This is a genomic window from Donghicola mangrovi, from assembly GCF_013377535.1.
Classification (GTDB): Bacteria; Pseudomonadota; Alphaproteobacteria; order Rhodobacterales; family Rhodobacteraceae; genus Donghicola; species Donghicola mangrovi.
In genome coordinates this window covers 191,465-204,380 of sequence record NZ_JABCJE010000001.1, presented here as the reverse complement: position 1 = coordinate 204,380, position 12,916 = coordinate 191,465, and the positions used below count along the sequence as shown (strand labels likewise).

General features: G+C 58.5%; 24 protein-coding genes. 23 read left to right on the top strand and 1 reads right to left on the bottom strand.

Going from position 1 to position 12,916, the window contains the following annotated elements; genetic code table 11:
* The 4 genes from rpsS to rplP are packed head-to-tail and all read left to right on the top strand — an operon-like array spanning position 1 to position 1,801.
* Positions 1-282: a 30S ribosomal protein S19 gene (gene rpsS / locus HJ536_RS01100; protein WP_176852853.1), complete on the top strand. Its 282-nt coding sequence runs from the start codon at positions 1-3 to the stop codon at positions 280-282.
* Between the two features lie 3 nt (positions 283-285).
* Entirely contained in the window at positions 286-666 is a 381-nt protein-coding gene (gene rplV / locus HJ536_RS01095) for a 50S ribosomal protein L22 (protein ID WP_176852854.1), read from the top strand.
* Positions 666-1,373 (top strand): 30S ribosomal protein S3, encoded by a 708-nt coding sequence (gene rpsC, locus HJ536_RS01090; protein ID WP_176852855.1) that lies wholly within the window; start codon positions 666-668, stop codon positions 1,371-1,373. The genes rplV and rpsC overlap by 1 nt, the downstream gene beginning before the upstream one ends.
* A gap of 14 nt (positions 1,374-1,387) precedes the next feature.
* Positions 1,388-1,801, top strand: coding sequence for a 50S ribosomal protein L16 (gene rplP / locus HJ536_RS01085; RefSeq protein WP_176852856.1), 414 nt, complete (start codon positions 1,388-1,390; stop codon positions 1,799-1,801).
* Positions 1,802-1,952: 151 nt separating this feature from the next.
* Here the strand turns inward: rplP and HJ536_RS01080 are convergent, their stop codons facing one another.
* Positions 1,953-2,573, bottom strand: a complete 621-nt coding sequence (locus HJ536_RS01080; protein WP_176852857.1) for a TIGR02466 family protein — start codon at positions 2,571-2,573, stop codon at positions 1,953-1,955.
* 349 nt (positions 2,574-2,922) lie between these two features.
* On the opposite strand from HJ536_RS01080, the gene rpmC reads away from it, so the two are divergent.
* From rpmC to rpsK, 19 genes are all read left to right on the top strand, one after another.
* A complete protein-coding gene (gene rpmC / locus HJ536_RS01075) occupies positions 2,923-3,126 on the top strand; it encodes a 50S ribosomal protein L29 (protein WP_176852858.1) in 204 nt (67 codons plus the stop codon).
* Positions 3,127-3,141: 15 nt separating this feature from the next.
* Positions 3,142-3,375: a 30S ribosomal protein S17 gene (rpsQ, locus tag HJ536_RS01070; RefSeq protein WP_176852859.1), complete on the top strand. Its 234-nt coding sequence runs from the start codon at positions 3,142-3,144 to the stop codon at positions 3,373-3,375.
* A 67-nt stretch (positions 3,376-3,442) separates the two neighbouring features.
* Positions 3,443-3,811 carry a 50S ribosomal protein L14 gene (gene rplN / locus HJ536_RS01065; RefSeq protein WP_007427594.1) on the top strand — a complete coding sequence of 123 codons (369 nt, stop codon included), beginning with the start codon at positions 3,443-3,445 and terminating at the stop codon, positions 3,809-3,811.
* The gene (rplX, locus tag HJ536_RS01060) at positions 3,811-4,125 is read left to right on the top strand and encodes a 50S ribosomal protein L24 (RefSeq protein ID WP_177156388.1); all 315 of its coding nucleotides are present in this window, start codon (positions 3,811-3,813) and stop codon (positions 4,123-4,125) included. The genes rplN and rplX overlap by 1 nt, the downstream gene beginning before the upstream one ends.
* Positions 4,118-4,678, top strand: coding sequence for a 50S ribosomal protein L5 (rplE, locus tag HJ536_RS01055; RefSeq protein WP_176852861.1), 561 nt, complete (start codon positions 4,118-4,120; stop codon positions 4,676-4,678). The genes rplX and rplE overlap by 8 nt, the downstream gene beginning before the upstream one ends.
* A 17-nt stretch (positions 4,679-4,695) precedes the next feature.
* The gene (gene rpsN / locus HJ536_RS01050) at positions 4,696-5,001 is read left to right on the top strand and encodes a 30S ribosomal protein S14 (RefSeq protein WP_176852862.1); all 306 of its coding nucleotides are present in this window, start codon (positions 4,696-4,698) and stop codon (positions 4,999-5,001) included.
* A gap of 13 nt (positions 5,002-5,014) precedes the next feature.
* Positions 5,015-5,407, top strand: a complete 393-nt coding sequence (gene rpsH, locus HJ536_RS01045; RefSeq protein WP_176852863.1) for a 30S ribosomal protein S8 — start codon at positions 5,015-5,017, stop codon at positions 5,405-5,407.
* A 12-nt stretch (positions 5,408-5,419) separates the two neighbouring features.
* Positions 5,420-5,953: a 50S ribosomal protein L6 gene (gene rplF, locus HJ536_RS01040; RefSeq protein WP_177156387.1), complete on the top strand. Its 534-nt coding sequence runs from the start codon at positions 5,420-5,422 to the stop codon at positions 5,951-5,953.
* Positions 5,954-5,964: 11 nt separating this feature from the next.
* On the top strand, positions 5,965-6,324 hold the full coding sequence (gene rplR / locus HJ536_RS01035; protein WP_176852865.1) for a 50S ribosomal protein L18: 360 nt from the start codon (positions 5,965-5,967) through the stop codon (positions 6,322-6,324).
* Positions 6,325-6,336: 12 nt separating this feature from the next.
* Positions 6,337-6,912 (top strand): 30S ribosomal protein S5, encoded by a 576-nt coding sequence (rpsE, locus tag HJ536_RS01030; protein ID WP_176852866.1) that lies wholly within the window; start codon positions 6,337-6,339, stop codon positions 6,910-6,912.
* Positions 6,913-6,924: 12 nt separating this feature from the next.
* The gene (gene rpmD, locus HJ536_RS01025; RefSeq protein WP_176852867.1) at positions 6,925-7,113 is read left to right on the top strand and encodes a 50S ribosomal protein L30; all 189 of its coding nucleotides are present in this window, start codon (positions 6,925-6,927) and stop codon (positions 7,111-7,113) included.
* Between the two features lie 387 nt (positions 7,114-7,500).
* A complete protein-coding gene (locus HJ536_RS01020) occupies positions 7,501-7,716 on the top strand; it encodes a DUF1127 domain-containing protein (protein ID WP_176852868.1) in 216 nt (71 codons plus the stop codon).
* Positions 7,717-7,943: 227 nt separating this feature from the next.
* Positions 7,944-8,729, top strand: coding sequence for an MBL fold metallo-hydrolase (locus HJ536_RS01015; protein WP_177156386.1), 786 nt, complete (start codon positions 7,944-7,946; stop codon positions 8,727-8,729).
* A gap of 70 nt (positions 8,730-8,799) precedes the next feature.
* Positions 8,800-8,994, top strand: coding sequence for a hypothetical protein (locus HJ536_RS01010; RefSeq protein ID WP_176852211.1), 195 nt, complete (start codon positions 8,800-8,802; stop codon positions 8,992-8,994).
* 132 nt (positions 8,995-9,126) lie between these two features.
* Positions 9,127-9,597, top strand: a complete 471-nt coding sequence (gene rplO, locus HJ536_RS01005) for a 50S ribosomal protein L15 (RefSeq protein WP_176852870.1) — start codon at positions 9,127-9,129, stop codon at positions 9,595-9,597.
* Positions 9,598-9,701: 104 nt separating this feature from the next.
* Entirely contained in the window at positions 9,702-11,066 is a 1,365-nt protein-coding gene (secY, locus tag HJ536_RS01000; protein WP_177156385.1) for a preprotein translocase subunit SecY, read from the top strand.
* Positions 11,063-11,710: an adenylate kinase gene (locus HJ536_RS00995; RefSeq protein WP_177156384.1), complete on the top strand. Its 648-nt coding sequence runs from the start codon at positions 11,063-11,065 to the stop codon at positions 11,708-11,710. The genes secY and HJ536_RS00995 overlap by 4 nt, the downstream gene beginning before the upstream one ends.
* A gap of 364 nt (positions 11,711-12,074) precedes the next feature.
* A complete protein-coding gene (gene rpsM / locus HJ536_RS00990) occupies positions 12,075-12,443 on the top strand; it encodes a 30S ribosomal protein S13 (RefSeq protein ID WP_176852873.1) in 369 nt (122 codons plus the stop codon).
* A 15-nt stretch (positions 12,444-12,458) separates the two neighbouring features.
* Positions 12,459-12,848 carry a 30S ribosomal protein S11 gene (rpsK, locus tag HJ536_RS00985; RefSeq protein WP_176852874.1) on the top strand — a complete coding sequence of 130 codons (390 nt, stop codon included), beginning with the start codon at positions 12,459-12,461 and terminating at the stop codon, positions 12,846-12,848.
* Positions 12,849-12,916 lie beyond the last annotated feature (68 nt).

Here is a 12,916-nt window from a genome sequence, read left to right as displayed (position 1 = left end):
ATGGCACGCTCTGTATGGAAAGGCCCTTTTGTTGACGCTTACGTCCTCAAGAAGGCTGCGGCAGCTCGCGACTCGGGCCGCCTCAACGATGTTATCAAAATCTGGTCGCGTCGCTCGACAATCCTGCCCCAGTTCGTGGGCCTGACTTTCGGCGTCTACAACGGCCAGAAGCACGTTCCCGTGCTGGTTACCGAAGACATGATCGGCCAGAAGTTCGGTGAATATTCGCCGACCCGTACCTACTACGGTCACGCGGCTGACAAAAAAGCGAAGCGGAAGTAAGCCATGGGTAAGGAAAAGAACCCCCGTCGCGTGGCGGACAACGAAGCAATGGCAAAACTGCGCATGCTTCGCACCAGCCCGCAGAAGCTGAACCTCGTTGCTCAGCTGATCCGCGGTAAGAAGGTAGAAAAGGCTCTGACCGATCTGACCTTCTCGAACAAGCGCGTAGCTGTTGACGTGAAGAAATGCCTTCAGTCGGCAATCGCCAACGCCGAGAACAACCATGGTCTCGATGTTGACGAGCTGATCGTTGCAGAAGCTTACGTTGGTAAGAACCTGGTCATGAAGCGCGGTCGTCCCCGTGCCCGTGGTCGCTTCGGCAAGATCATGAAGCCGTTCTCGGAGATCACCATCAAGGTCCGCCAGGTCGAGGAGCAAGCCTAATGGGTAACAAAACCAACCCGATCGGTATGCGCGTTCAGGTGAACCGCACCTGGGACAGCCGCTGGTTCGCAGAGTCGAAAGACTACGGTAACCTCCTTCTTGAAGACATCCGCATCCGCGAATTCATCAAGAAAGAGTGCAAGCAGGCGGGCATCGCTCGCGTGATCATCGAACGTCCGCACAAGAAATGCCGCGTGACCATTCACACCGCTCGTCCCGGCGTGATCATCGGCAAAAAAGGTGCTGACATCGAAGTTCTGCGCAAGAAACTGGCGGCAATGACCGACAGCGAACTGCACCTGAACATCGTCGAAGTCCGCAAGCCCGAGCTGGACGCTCAGCTGGTCGCAGAGTCGATCGCTCAGCAGCTCGAGCGCCGCGTTTCGTTCCGTCGCGCTCTGAAGCGTGCGGTACAGAACGCAATGCGCATGGGCGCTGGCGGTATCCGCGTGAACATCGCGGGCCGTCTGGGTGGCGCTGAAATCGCACGTACCGAATGGTACCGCGAAGGCCGCGTGCCGCTGCACACCCTGCGCGCTGACATCGACTATGCAACCGCCGAAGCGTCGACTCCCTATGGTATCATCGGTATCAAGGTGTTCATCTACAAAGGTGACATCATGGAACATGATCCCCAGGCGCGCGATCGCAAGGCTCAGGAACTCCAGGATGGTCCCGCACCCCGTGGTGCTGGCGGCCGTCGCTAAAGGAGGGATGAAGAATGCTTCAGCCTAAGCGTACTAAATTCCGCAAGATGCACAAAGGCCGTATCCACGGCGAAGCAAAAGGCGGTTCGGACCTGAACTTCGGCACCTATGGCCTGAAGGCCACTGAGCCGGAGCGTATCACTGCTCGTCAGATCGAAGCTGCGCGTCGTGCGATGACCCGTCACATGAAGCGTCAGGGTCGCGTCTGGATCCGTATCTTCCCGGATATGCCCGTAACCGCAAAGCCCATCGAAGTTCGTATGGGTAAAGGTAAGGGTTCGGTTGATCGTTGGGTCGCCAAGGTCAAACCCGGCCGTATCATGTTCGAGATCGACGGTGTGGACGAAGACATCGCAAAAGAGGCACTGCGCCTTGCTGCGATGAAGCTGCCGATCAAGACCCGCGTTGTCGTCCGCGAGGACTGGTAATCGGGTCGTGAGCATGCCTCACGCTTGAATAAAGCCCCCGTCACAGCGATGTGGCGGGGGTTTTTCTTTGGCTTGGGCCCGAATGGGCCGCCGCGAAAGAAAAAGGCCGACGCGGATGCATCGGCCTGATCGGGTGTCGGGGTGGGGCGCCTTATTCCCACTTGTAGTTGAAGCTCACCGAGATGCGGTCATCCTCGGCCATGTTCATGGGCACTTCGTGGCGCAGCCAGCTTTCCCAGAGAAGCACGTCTCCAACCTCGGGGGCGCGGTAGACAAAGGCCTTCAGCTCTTCGCGGCAGCCCTTCTGGCGGACAGGAGAGGCCATCATCATCGCGTGGCGCGGGTCCTCGTATTTGATCGCGCGGGCGCCTTCGGGCATGTAGACATAGGTGGTGCCGCTGATCACCGAGTGGGGATGGATGTGCGAGGTGTGGATGCCGCCCTCGGGCAGGATGTTGATCCAGATATCCTCGAGAACCAGCTTCTTGTCGGCCAGGTCAAACTCCAGATCCTTGGCAAAGGCGGCGACGTGCTGGTCCAGCGCCTCGACCACTTGGGCGAACACGGGGAAGCGCCACGGCAGGTCCGTCAGCGAGGCATAGCTGGTGTAACCCGGATAGCCGTTCTGCTCGCACCACTCGAGGCCGGCATCGTCATCCTCGGCGATCGAAACGCAGGAGTTCTCGAGTTCCTCGGTGTCTACCTCGGGGCCGTACTCGTTCAGCTTGGCCTGATAGAGGCGCGTGACGAACAGGGAAGAAATGGTTGCCATGGGGTCTCTCCGGTAAATGCGTGCTGGCAGGCGCTGGGGCAGGGGGCACGGCGGATGGTGTTCCCTTGTCCTGCGCCCATTCTGCGCCTTGTGCAAGGGCTCCATACGCGGTTACAAGCGCATCACAATTGACATAGGTCAGACCCTGCGCAGCGATGGGTCCGACAGGCCGGAGCCCTCAGGAAAAATTGGGATTTTCGGTAGGAATCGGTTGCCCTCCATAAAAGCTTCATGTAATGGGACGCATCCTTGCGCTTTGTGCGCAGGATAAGTGTTCCCTAAACGAACCTCCACCGGATCACGGGTTACCCAAAAGGGCCCGCCGGTGATGTTGAAAAGGATAAGGCGAATGAACGCCCAAGAACTGCGTGGCAAGACGCCCGACCAGCTCCGCGAGGATCTGGTGGCTCTTAAGAAAGAAGCCTTCAACCTGCGTTTCCAGCAGGCCACCGGCCAAATCGAAAACACCGCACGTATGCGTCAGGTTAAGCGCGACACCGCTCGTGTTCTGACCATCCTCAACGAAAAGGCCGCGCAAGCGGCTGCTGAATAAGCGGAGCTCTGAAGAATGCCCAAACGTATCCTGCAAGGCACCGTAACCAGCGACGCGAACGAGCAGACTGTTACCGTTCGCGTAGAGCGTCGTTTTAAGCACCCCGTGCTTAAGAAGACCATCAAGAAGTCGAAGAAGTACCGCGCACACGACGCAGACAACGCCTTCAAAGTAGGCGACACCGTCCGCATCATCGAATGCGCGCCTTACTCGAAAACCAAGCGTTGGGAAGTTCTGGCGAAAGCTTGAGCTCTCAGCTGAGAGAAACCCTGGGGGTTCAGGCCCCTAAGCCTCCCCAAAGGTCCGGAGAAACCAAATGATCCAGATGCAGACCAATCTGGATGTCGCTGATAACTCGGGCGCACGCCGAGTTCAGTGCATCAAGGTCCTCGGTGGTTCCAAGCGCAAGTACGCTTCGGTCGGCGATATCATCGTCGTATCCGTCAAAGAAGCGATCCCGCGCGGCCGCGTTAAGAAAGGTGACGTCCGTAAGGCAGTCGTCGTTCGTACCGCCAAGGAAGTACGTCGTGAAGATGGCACCGCCATCCGTTTTGACCGCAACGCTGCGGTGATCCTCAACAACGCGGGCGAGCCTGTTGGCACCCGTATTTTTGGCCCGGTCGTTCGCGAACTGCGCGCCAAAAACTTCATGAAGATCATCTCGCTCGCCCCGGAGGTGCTGTAATGGCTGCCAAACTCCGTAAAGGTGACAAGGTCATCGTTCTTGCCGGTAAGGACAAGGGCAAAGAAGGCACCATCACTTCGGTAGACCCCAAAGCGGGCAAAGCCATTGTCGAAGGCGTCAACATGGCCATCCGTCATACCCGCCAGACCCAGAACAGCCAGGGCGGCCGTCTGCCCAAGTCGCTGCCGATCGAGCTGTCGAACCTCGCGATCGTTGACCCCAAGCTTGGTGGTGCAACCCGCGTTGGCTTCCGTATGGAAGGCGACAAGAAGGTCCGTTTTGCCAAGAAATCGGGGGAAGTGATCGATGCTTGATACCGCAAACTACACCCCGCGTCTCAAGGTACAGTACCGCGAGTCGATCAAAGCCGCTCTGATGGAAGAGTTCGGCTACAAGAACGAGATGATGCTCCCCAAGCTGGACAAAATCGTTCTGAACATCGGCGCCGGTGCGGAATCGGTTCGTGATTCCAAGAAAGCCAAGTCGGCTCAGGAAGATCTGTCGAAGATCGCAGGTCAGCTGGCAGTCATCACCAAGGCGAAGAAGTCGATCGCAGGCTTCCGCGTCCGTGAAGGCATGCCCCTGGGCACCAAAGTCACCCTGCGTGGCGACCGGATGTATGAATTCCTGGACCGTCTGATCACCATCGCGATGCCCCGCATCCGCGACTTCCGTGGTGTGAAGCCGTCGTTTGACGGTCGTGGCAACTTCGCCATGGGCCTCAAGGAACACATCGTCTTCCCCGAAATCGACTTCGACAAAGTAGACGAAGTTTGGGGTATGGACATCATCATCTGCACCACTGCGAAAACCGACGGTGAAGCGAAGGCGCTGCTCAAGCACTTCAACATGCCGTTCACTGCGTAATCGCGAAAGGGTAAGACATGGCTAAAAAAGCAATGATCGAACGCGAGAAGAAGCGTGAACGCCTGGTCGCGAAATACGCAGCCAAGCGCGCCGCTCTCAAAGAGATCGCGAATGACGAAAGCAAGTCCATGGAAGAGCGTTTCAAAGCTCGCATGGCGCTTGCGAAACTGCCGCGCAACAGCTCGGCAACCCGCCTGCACAACCGCTGCCAGCTGACCGGCCGTCCCCACGCTTACTACCGTAAGCTCAAGGTTAGCCGTATTATGCTGCGCGAACTGGGCTCCAACGGTCAGGCCCCCGGCCTGGTGAAGTCGAGCTGGTAAGAGGAGATATAAGATGAACGATCCTCTCGGCGATATGCTCACCCGGATCCGCAACGCTCAGATGCGCGGCAAGTCGACTGTGTCGACCCCGGCTTCGAAGCTGCGCGCTTGGGTTCTGGATGTCCTTCTGGATGAAGGCTACATCCGTGGCTACGAGAAAACCACTGACGAGAACGGCCACGCGGCCATCGAAATTTCTCTGAAGTACTACGAAGGCGCTCCTGTGATCCGCGAGATCAAGCGTGTGTCGAAGCCCGGTCGTCGCGTCTACATGGGCGCGCAAGAGATCCCCGAAGTCCGTCAGGGCCTTGGCGTCTCGATCGTTTCGACTCCGAAGGGCGTAATGTCGGATGCAGCTGCACGTCACGCCAATGTTGGCGGCGAAGTGCTCTGCACCGTATTCTAAGGAGGTCTCGTAATGTCTCGTATTGGTAAAAAACCGGTCGAGCTGCCCTCCGGCGTTTCGGCGTCGCTTTCGGGCCAGACCATCGAAGTAAAGGGCCCCAAGGGCACCCTGAGCTTCACCGCTACCGATGATGTGACCATCACCATCGACGGCAACAGTGTCAAAGTTGATCCCCGCGGTTCGTCGAAGCGCGCGCGTCAACAGTGGGGCATGAGCCGCTCGATGATCGCGAACCTGATCACTGGCGTGACTGCTGGCTTCAAAAAAGAGCTGGACATCGTTGGTGTGGGTTATCGCGCTGCCGTTGCAGGCAACGTTGTGAAACTCAACCTCGGCTACTCGCACGACGTTGATTTCGCGATCCCTGCTGGCGTGACTGTGACCACTCCGAAGCCGACCGAAATCGTGCTGGAAGGCATTGATGCCCAGCTCGTTGGTGAAACCGCTGCGAAGATTCGCGACTGGCGCCGTCCCGAACCCTACAAGGGCAAGGGTATCCGGTACCGTGGCGAGTACATCTTCCAGAAGGAAGGCAAGAAGAAGTAAGGACGCGATAGATGGCAAACAGCAAACGTACCCTGTTTCTGAAGCGTCAACAGCGCGTTCGGAACAAACTGCGGAAAATGGCCAATGGCCGTGCCCGCCTCTCGGTGTATCGCTCGAACAAGAACATCAGCGTTCAGCTGATCGACGACCTTCAGGGCCGCACCATCGCCGCCGCTTCGAGCCTGGAAAAAGATCTGGGTCTCGTAGGCAAGAACAACCAGGAAGCCGCCGCCAAGGTTGGTGCCCTACTCGCCGAGCGTGCGAAAGCCGCTGGCGTGGAAGAATGCTACTTCGATCGTGGTGGCTACCTCTTCCATGGCACCATCAAGGCGCTGGCCGATGCCGCCCGTGAGGGCGGACTGAAGTTCTAAGGAGAAGACGATATGGCAGAACGTGAAAACCGCCGGGACCGCCGCGCCGAGCGCGAGGAAGCTCCGGAATTCGCCGATCGTCTGGTGGCGATCAACCGTGTGTCGAAAACCGTTAAGGGTGGTAAGCGCTTTGGCTTCGCTGCTCTGGTGGTTGTCGGCGACCAGAAAGGCCGCGTAGGCTTCGGCAAGGGTAAAGCGAAAGAAGTACCCGAGGCGATCCGCAAGGCCACTGAGCAAGCAAAGCGCAAGATGATCCGCGTGCCGCTGCGTGAAGGTCGTACCCTTCACCACGACATCGAAGGTCGTCACGGTGCAGGCCGCGTAGTGATGCGTACCGCCCCCCAGGGTACCGGTATCATCGCGGGTGGTCCGATGCGCGCTGTGTTCGAGATGCTGGGTGTTCAGGACGTTGTTGCGAAGTCGATCGGCTCGCAGAACCCCTACAACATGATCCGCGCAACTCTCGACGCTCTGAGCCTCGAAGCGTCGCCCCGTCAGGTGGCACAGCGTCGTGGCAAAAAGGTTGCAGACATCCTGCACAAGTATGACGGCGCGGCTGCGGAAGCAGACGCATCGGCAGAAGCGTAAGGAGACGGAACCATGGCGAAGACCATCGTTGTAAAGCAGATCGGTAGCCCGATCCGCCGCCCCGCAGTTCAGCGCCAGATCCTGATCGGTCTGGGTCTGAACAAGATGCACAAAACCCGTGAGCTCGAGGACACCCCCTCGATCCGCGGCATGGTCAACAAGATCCCGCACCTGGTCGAGATCATCGAAGAGCGCGGCTAATAGCCCCCTTCAATTGACAGCAAGCGCCCCGCAGGAAACTGCGGGGCGTTTTGCTTTGCAGGCGCAGCATTTCTGATTCCCCTGTGGGCGCGGGAATCGGCTTGGGCGGCAATCATGCCTAACCTGATCGGCCGTTTCGGCATGCCGCAGTATGCAAAACCCACTGATTTTCATGGATTTGTGCGCCATTTGCATGGCCGCTTTGCGTGACATGCGCAGGAAACGCCTTACGGGTGGCTAGTCATGCTGCAAGTGCATAACGGGTCGACCGAACAGGAATTTGTTAGCGCCATCACGCTGCGATACATATGAGATGTCCAAAGACGAAACGAACAACAGACTGAACCGCTGGGGAATACGCCCCGCACCTACCCAAGGATGATTAAGATGGCATTTGTACACGCACCCTCCCGCGCCGGCTTCCAATTCGCAGAGCGTTTCAATGTCGCAATCGAGGCAGTGAAAACCACCCTCGCACGCCGCGCCGCCTACAACCGTTGCTACAACGAGCTGGCTGTTCTGACCGACCGCGAACTCAGCGACATCGGCATCGCGCGCACCGACATCCGCACTCTGGCAGCTCAGGAAGCGGCCAAGATCTAATTCAAGGTTAGACCTGCGCAACTCCTCCTCCCTGATCCGGCACCTCTCCTCCTCCTTGGGTGCCTGAAGCGCGGGTCAAAACTTTCCCTAGTGCTCGTGTTTTGGTTAACGAGTCACGCACAAACGCCCTCCGGCCCGCCCGCCGGAGGGCGTTTCCTTTTAACGGTTTCGTGAATTGTCCGGATGGGTACCGCGCTATCTCCTCGAACAAACAGGAGGACGCTAGTATGACCCTTTCCAGAAGAACCTTCATGGCCACCGCCGCAAGTGCAGGAGTCATCGCCATCATGCCATTCACGGCCAACGCTGCTGCGCACGGCGCGAACAGTTTCGAAACGGGGCAGGGGACCCTGACCATTCATCCCATCGAGCACGCCTCGATCGTGATGGAGACCCCCGCTGGTGTGATCTATGTCGATCCCGTTGGCGACGCGGCGCAGTACAGCAATTTCCCCAAGCCGGACCTGATTCTGCTGACCCACGAGCACGGCGACCACTTTGCACCCGAAACGCTGGCCGCGCTGGTGGCGGACAAAACCGTCCTGATCACCAACCCTGCCGTTTACGATAAACTCGATGATATGCTGAAGGCCAAAGCCTCTTCGGTCGCGAACGGGGACCAGACAGAATTTAACGGAATCACCATCGACGCGATTCCCGCCCACAACACCACACCCGAGCGTGCGAACTTTCACCCGGAGGGGCGCGACAATGGTTATGTCCTGACGATGGGCGATTTCCGCATCTATCTGTCCGGTGATACCGAAGTGACCGACGCGATGAAGGGCCTCAAGGACATCGATCTGGCGTTCGTCTGCATGAACCTGCCCTTTACCATGGGGGTCGAACAAGCCGCCGAGGGTGTTGCCGCCTTTGCCCCCGCGGTCGTCTATCCCTACCACTACCGCAACAAGGACAAGACATTCTCGGATCTTGGTAAATTCGCCGAGCTTGTGGGTGACAAAGCCGAGGTGCGCATGGGCGACTGGTACGGCGGCGCCGATCACGCCTGAGACACGTTAACCTTACTTGGTTGCGTGTCGCATCGGCTCTAAGTGTCCCCTCATTCCAAGGGGACACATTATGTCTAAAGTTATTCTGATTCTCACGCTCTTGGGGCTGGCATTGGCCCAACAAGCGTGGAGCGCGACACCAAACCGCAAACCGGCGCCGGACACCCAGACCCTGAACCACGGGGGAGGGTGCCGCAAATCCTCTCCTCCGGGCGAATGCTGCCACATGGAGAAGAAGACCGGCCAGGTCCACTGCCACAAGTAAACCAGTTGATCATTGCACAAAGGGCGTGTAAACGCCGCGGGTGGCCCTGATTCAGGGCCGCCTTTATTTTTGTTTATGCCGTGTTTGTCCCATCCCGTCGCTGGGGGGCACATCCGGCAAAGGAGAAGCGACATGAAACTGCACGAACTTCGCGACAATCCGGGCGCAGCACCTAAGAAAAAGCGCGTTGCACGCGGCCCCGGCTCGGGCAAAGGTAAAACTGCTGGCCGTGGTATCAAAGGTCAGAAGTCGCGTTCGGGTGTGGCCATCAACGGCTACGAAGGCGGCCAGATGCCCCTGTACCAGCGTCTTCCCAAGCGTGGCTTCTCGAAGCCGAACCGCAAGGCATTCGCTGTTGTTAACCTGGGCCTGATCCAGAAATTCGTTGAAGCTGGCAAGATCGACGCAGCTCAGCCCGTGACCGAAGAAGTTCTGGTCGCTTCGGGTCTGGTTCGTCGCGCACTGGACGGCATCCGTGTTCTGGCGAAGGGTGAAATCACCACCGCTCTGAACATCGAAGTCACCGGCGCTTCGAAGTCGGCTGTTGAAGCTGTCGAAAAAGCAGGCGGCTCGCTGAAGGTCGCTGCTGCGGCGGCTGAATAAGGTGTTGTGAGCGGCTCTCGAGCCGCTTACATCGTACCTAGTTTTCCAAAGCGCCGCCAAGCAGGAGAACTGCTTTGGCGGCGCTGTCATGAAAGAGACCGCAAATGGCATCTGCAGCAGAGCAAATGGCGGCGAACACCAGTTGGGCCGCATTGGGCAAGGCCGCTGATCTTCGTAGCCGCATTTTCTTTACTCTCGGGCTTCTGATCGTCTATCGCCTCGGGACCTATATTCCGGTCCCCGGTATCGACGGCAACGCACTGCGTAACTTCATGGACGGCGCGGCTGCCGGTCTCGGCGGCATCCTGAACATGTTTACGGGTGGCGCAATCAGCCGCATGGGTATCTTCGCCCTCGGCATCATGCCCTATATCTCGGCCTCGATTATCGTTCAGCTTCTGACTTCGCTGGTTCCCTCGATGGAGCAGCTGAAGAAAGAAGGCGAACAGGGCCGCAAGAAAATCAACCAGTACACCCGCTACGCGACCGTTCTGATCGGCACCTTCCAGGCCTTTGGTCTGGCGAAGAGCCTTCAGGCCGGTGACTTGGTGCACACCCCCGGCATGTATTTCATCGCCGCCTGTGTGATCACTCTGGTCGGTGGCACCATGTTCCTGATGTGGCTGGGTGAGCAGATCACCGCACGCGGCATCGGCAACGGTATCTCTCTGATCATCTTCGTCGGTATCATCGCGGAAATCCCCGCAGCTCTGGCACAATTCCTGAGCCAAGGCCGTTCGGGCGCCATCAGCCCCGTCGTGATTATCGGCGTGTTGGTCATGATGATCGCTGTGATTGCCTTTGTGGTCTTCATGGAGCGCAGCCTGCGCAAGATCCACATCCAGTACCCCCGCCGTCAGGTGGGCATGAAAGTGTACGATGGCGGTACCTCGCACCTGCCGATCAAGGTTAACCCCGCTGGCGTGATTCCCGCGATCTTCGCGTCGTCGCTGCTGCTGCTGCCGACCACCATCGCGACCTTCTCGGGCAACTCGACCGGTCCGGTTCTGTCGACCATCCTCGCGTATTTCGGCCCCGGCCAGCCGCTCTATCTGGCGTTCTTTGCCGGCATGATCGTGTTCTTCGCGTACTTCTACACCCACAACGTGGCGTTCAAGACCGAAGACGTGGCCGACAACCTGAAGAACCAGAACGGCTTTGTGCCCGGCATCCGTCCCGGCCAGAAGACCGCTGAATACTTCGAATACGTTGTGAACCGCGTGCTGGTTCTGGGGGCTGCCTATCTGGCCTTCGTCTGTCTGCTGCCGGAAATCATCCGCAGCCAGCTGTCGATCCCCTTCTACTTCGGTGGTACTTCGGTGCTGATCGTTGTGTCGGTGACCATGGACACCATCCAGCAAGTTCAATCGCACCTTCTGGCTCACCAGTATGAGGGCCTGATCGAGAAGTCGCAGCTGCGCGGCCGCGGCTCCAAGCGCGCAAAACGTAAGGGACCTGCACGTCGATGACCACGAACATTATCCTCCTCGGGCCCCCGGGCGCTGGCAAAGGCACTCAGGCACGTAAACTGGTCGAAGAGCGCGGCATGGTCCAGCTCTCCACCGGCGACATGCTGCGCGAAGCTCAGGCTTCGGGCAGCGAGATGGGCAAGAAAGTTGCTGCTGTTATGGCCGCAGGTCAGCTTGTCACCGACGAGATCGTCATCGGCCTGATCCGCGAAAAGCTGGAGCAGGGCAGTGAGGGCGGCTTCATTTTCGACGGCTTCCCCCGCACGCTGCCTCAGGCGGACGCGCTGGGTGATCTGCTGGACGGCATGGGCGCCAAGCTGGATGCCGTGATCGAAATGCAGGTGGACGACGAAGCACTGGTCAGCCGCATCACCGCGCGTTCGACCTGTGGCTCTTGCGGTGAAGTCTACAATGACAACACCAAGCCGATCCCCGCGGATGGTAAATGCACCAACTGCGGCGGGACCGAGTTCAAGCGCCGCGCAGACGACAACGAGGACAGCCTCCGCCAGCGTCTGATGGAATACTACAAGAAGACCTCGCCGCTGATTGGCTACTACTACGCCAAGGGCAACCTGAGCAGCGTCAACGGTCTGGGAGAGATCGACGCGGTTCAGGCGGAAATCGCCAAGATCCTCGGCTAAAACCTGCCTTACACGAACAACGATGCGACCCCCGATGCTGCAAATGCTCGGGGGTCGCATTGCATTTGGGGAGCGATTAGGGTAGGGTGTTCCTTAATGGGCGACGCCCCTTTGATCATTTACCCGTATGCATATCTGTCCCCGAAAACAGACGAAATGCATCCCGACGGTAATATGGTCTCGCGCGCTATTGACGTTTCCTCAAAATTTTCCTACCTACGCGCACTCTATAGGGAATCGTGTATTTCGCGTGATTCCCTCCCGAATATCGAATTCAGCGTGCGCCCGGCGGCATATGTCCTCGGGCTTCCGTTGTGAAAAAAGGTTCTGGTGCTACGGAACCGCAACGAAAAGGAAGATTAACGTGGCTCGTATTGCCGGCGTAAACATCCCGACCAACAAGCGAGTGCCGATCGCACTCACCTACATCACTGGTATTGGCCACACTTCGGCTGAAGCCATTTGCGAAGCTGTGAACATCGAGCGTTCGCGTCGCGTCAACGAGCTTTCGGATGCCGAAGTTCTGGCGATCCGCGAGCACATCGACGCAAACTACACCGTAGAAGGTGACCTGCGTCGCGAAACTCAGATGAACATCAAGCGTCTGATGGACCTCGGCTGCTACCGTGGTCTGCGTCACCGTCGTGGTCTGCCCGTTCGCGGCCAGCGTACCCACACCAACGCTCGTACCCGCAAAGGCCCCGCAAAGGCCATCGCAGGCAAGAAGAAGTAAGGGGAGCACTGACCAATGGCACGTGATAAGCGTCAAACCAAGCGCAAGGTTTCCAAGAACATCGCCACCGGCGTTGCGCATGTGAACAGCTCGTTCAACAACACCAAGATCCTGATCTCGGACGTCCAGGGCAACGCGATTGCATGGTCGTCGGCAGGCACCATGGGCTTCAAGGGTTCGCGTAAATCGACCCCCTACGCCGCTCAGATGGCTGCCGAAGACGCAGGCCGCAAGGCTCAGGAACACGGCATGAAGACCCTTGATGTCGAAGTACAGGGCCCCGGCTCGGGCCGTGAAAGCGCACTGCGCGCTCTGGCGGCTATCGGCTTCAACATCTCGTCGATCCGTGACGTGACCCCGATCGCACACAACGGCTGCCGCCCGCCCAAGCGTCGCCGCGTCTGATCTGACCTAGACTTTGCGGGGGCCGTACACATTGTGCGGCCCTCGTTTCGCCATCTGAAACCTCGGGA

Coding starts and splice junctions, on each gene's coding strand:
- rpsS (WP_176852853.1), top strand. CDS start 1: ATGGCACGCTCTGTATGGAAAGGCCCTTTTGTTGACGCTTACGTCCTC.
- rplV (WP_176852854.1), top strand. CDS start 286: ATGGGTAAGGAAAAGAACCCCCGTCGCGTGGCGGACAACGAAGCAATG.
- rpsC (WP_176852855.1), top strand. CDS start 666: ATGGGTAACAAAACCAACCCGATCGGTATGCGCGTTCAGGTGAACCGC.
- rplP (WP_176852856.1), top strand. CDS start 1,388: ATGCTTCAGCCTAAGCGTACTAAATTCCGCAAGATGCACAAAGGCCGT.
- HJ536_RS01080 (WP_176852857.1), bottom strand. CDS start 2,573: ATGGCAACCATTTCTTCCCTGTTCGTCACGCGCCTCTATCAGGCCAAG.
- rpmC (WP_176852858.1), top strand. CDS start 2,923: ATGAACGCCCAAGAACTGCGTGGCAAGACGCCCGACCAGCTCCGCGAG.
- rpsQ (WP_176852859.1), top strand. CDS start 3,142: ATGCCCAAACGTATCCTGCAAGGCACCGTAACCAGCGACGCGAACGAG.
- rplN (WP_007427594.1), top strand. CDS start 3,443: ATGATCCAGATGCAGACCAATCTGGATGTCGCTGATAACTCGGGCGCA.
- rplX (WP_177156388.1), top strand. CDS start 3,811: ATGGCTGCCAAACTCCGTAAAGGTGACAAGGTCATCGTTCTTGCCGGT.
- rplE (WP_176852861.1), top strand. CDS start 4,118: ATGCTTGATACCGCAAACTACACCCCGCGTCTCAAGGTACAGTACCGC.
- rpsN (WP_176852862.1), top strand. CDS start 4,696: ATGGCTAAAAAAGCAATGATCGAACGCGAGAAGAAGCGTGAACGCCTG.
- rpsH (WP_176852863.1), top strand. CDS start 5,015: ATGAACGATCCTCTCGGCGATATGCTCACCCGGATCCGCAACGCTCAG.
- rplF (WP_177156387.1), top strand. CDS start 5,420: ATGTCTCGTATTGGTAAAAAACCGGTCGAGCTGCCCTCCGGCGTTTCG.
- rplR (WP_176852865.1), top strand. CDS start 5,965: ATGGCAAACAGCAAACGTACCCTGTTTCTGAAGCGTCAACAGCGCGTT.
- rpsE (WP_176852866.1), top strand. CDS start 6,337: ATGGCAGAACGTGAAAACCGCCGGGACCGCCGCGCCGAGCGCGAGGAA.
- rpmD (WP_176852867.1), top strand. CDS start 6,925: ATGGCGAAGACCATCGTTGTAAAGCAGATCGGTAGCCCGATCCGCCGC.
- HJ536_RS01020 (WP_176852868.1), top strand. CDS start 7,501: ATGGCATTTGTACACGCACCCTCCCGCGCCGGCTTCCAATTCGCAGAG.
- HJ536_RS01015 (WP_177156386.1), top strand. CDS start 7,944: ATGACCCTTTCCAGAAGAACCTTCATGGCCACCGCCGCAAGTGCAGGA.
- HJ536_RS01010 (WP_176852211.1), top strand. CDS start 8,800: ATGTCTAAAGTTATTCTGATTCTCACGCTCTTGGGGCTGGCATTGGCC.
- rplO (WP_176852870.1), top strand. CDS start 9,127: ATGAAACTGCACGAACTTCGCGACAATCCGGGCGCAGCACCTAAGAAA.
- secY (WP_177156385.1), top strand. CDS start 9,702: ATGGCATCTGCAGCAGAGCAAATGGCGGCGAACACCAGTTGGGCCGCA.
- HJ536_RS00995 (WP_177156384.1), top strand. CDS start 11,063: ATGACCACGAACATTATCCTCCTCGGGCCCCCGGGCGCTGGCAAAGGC.
- rpsK (WP_176852874.1), top strand. CDS start 12,459: ATGGCACGTGATAAGCGTCAAACCAAGCGCAAGGTTTCCAAGAACATC.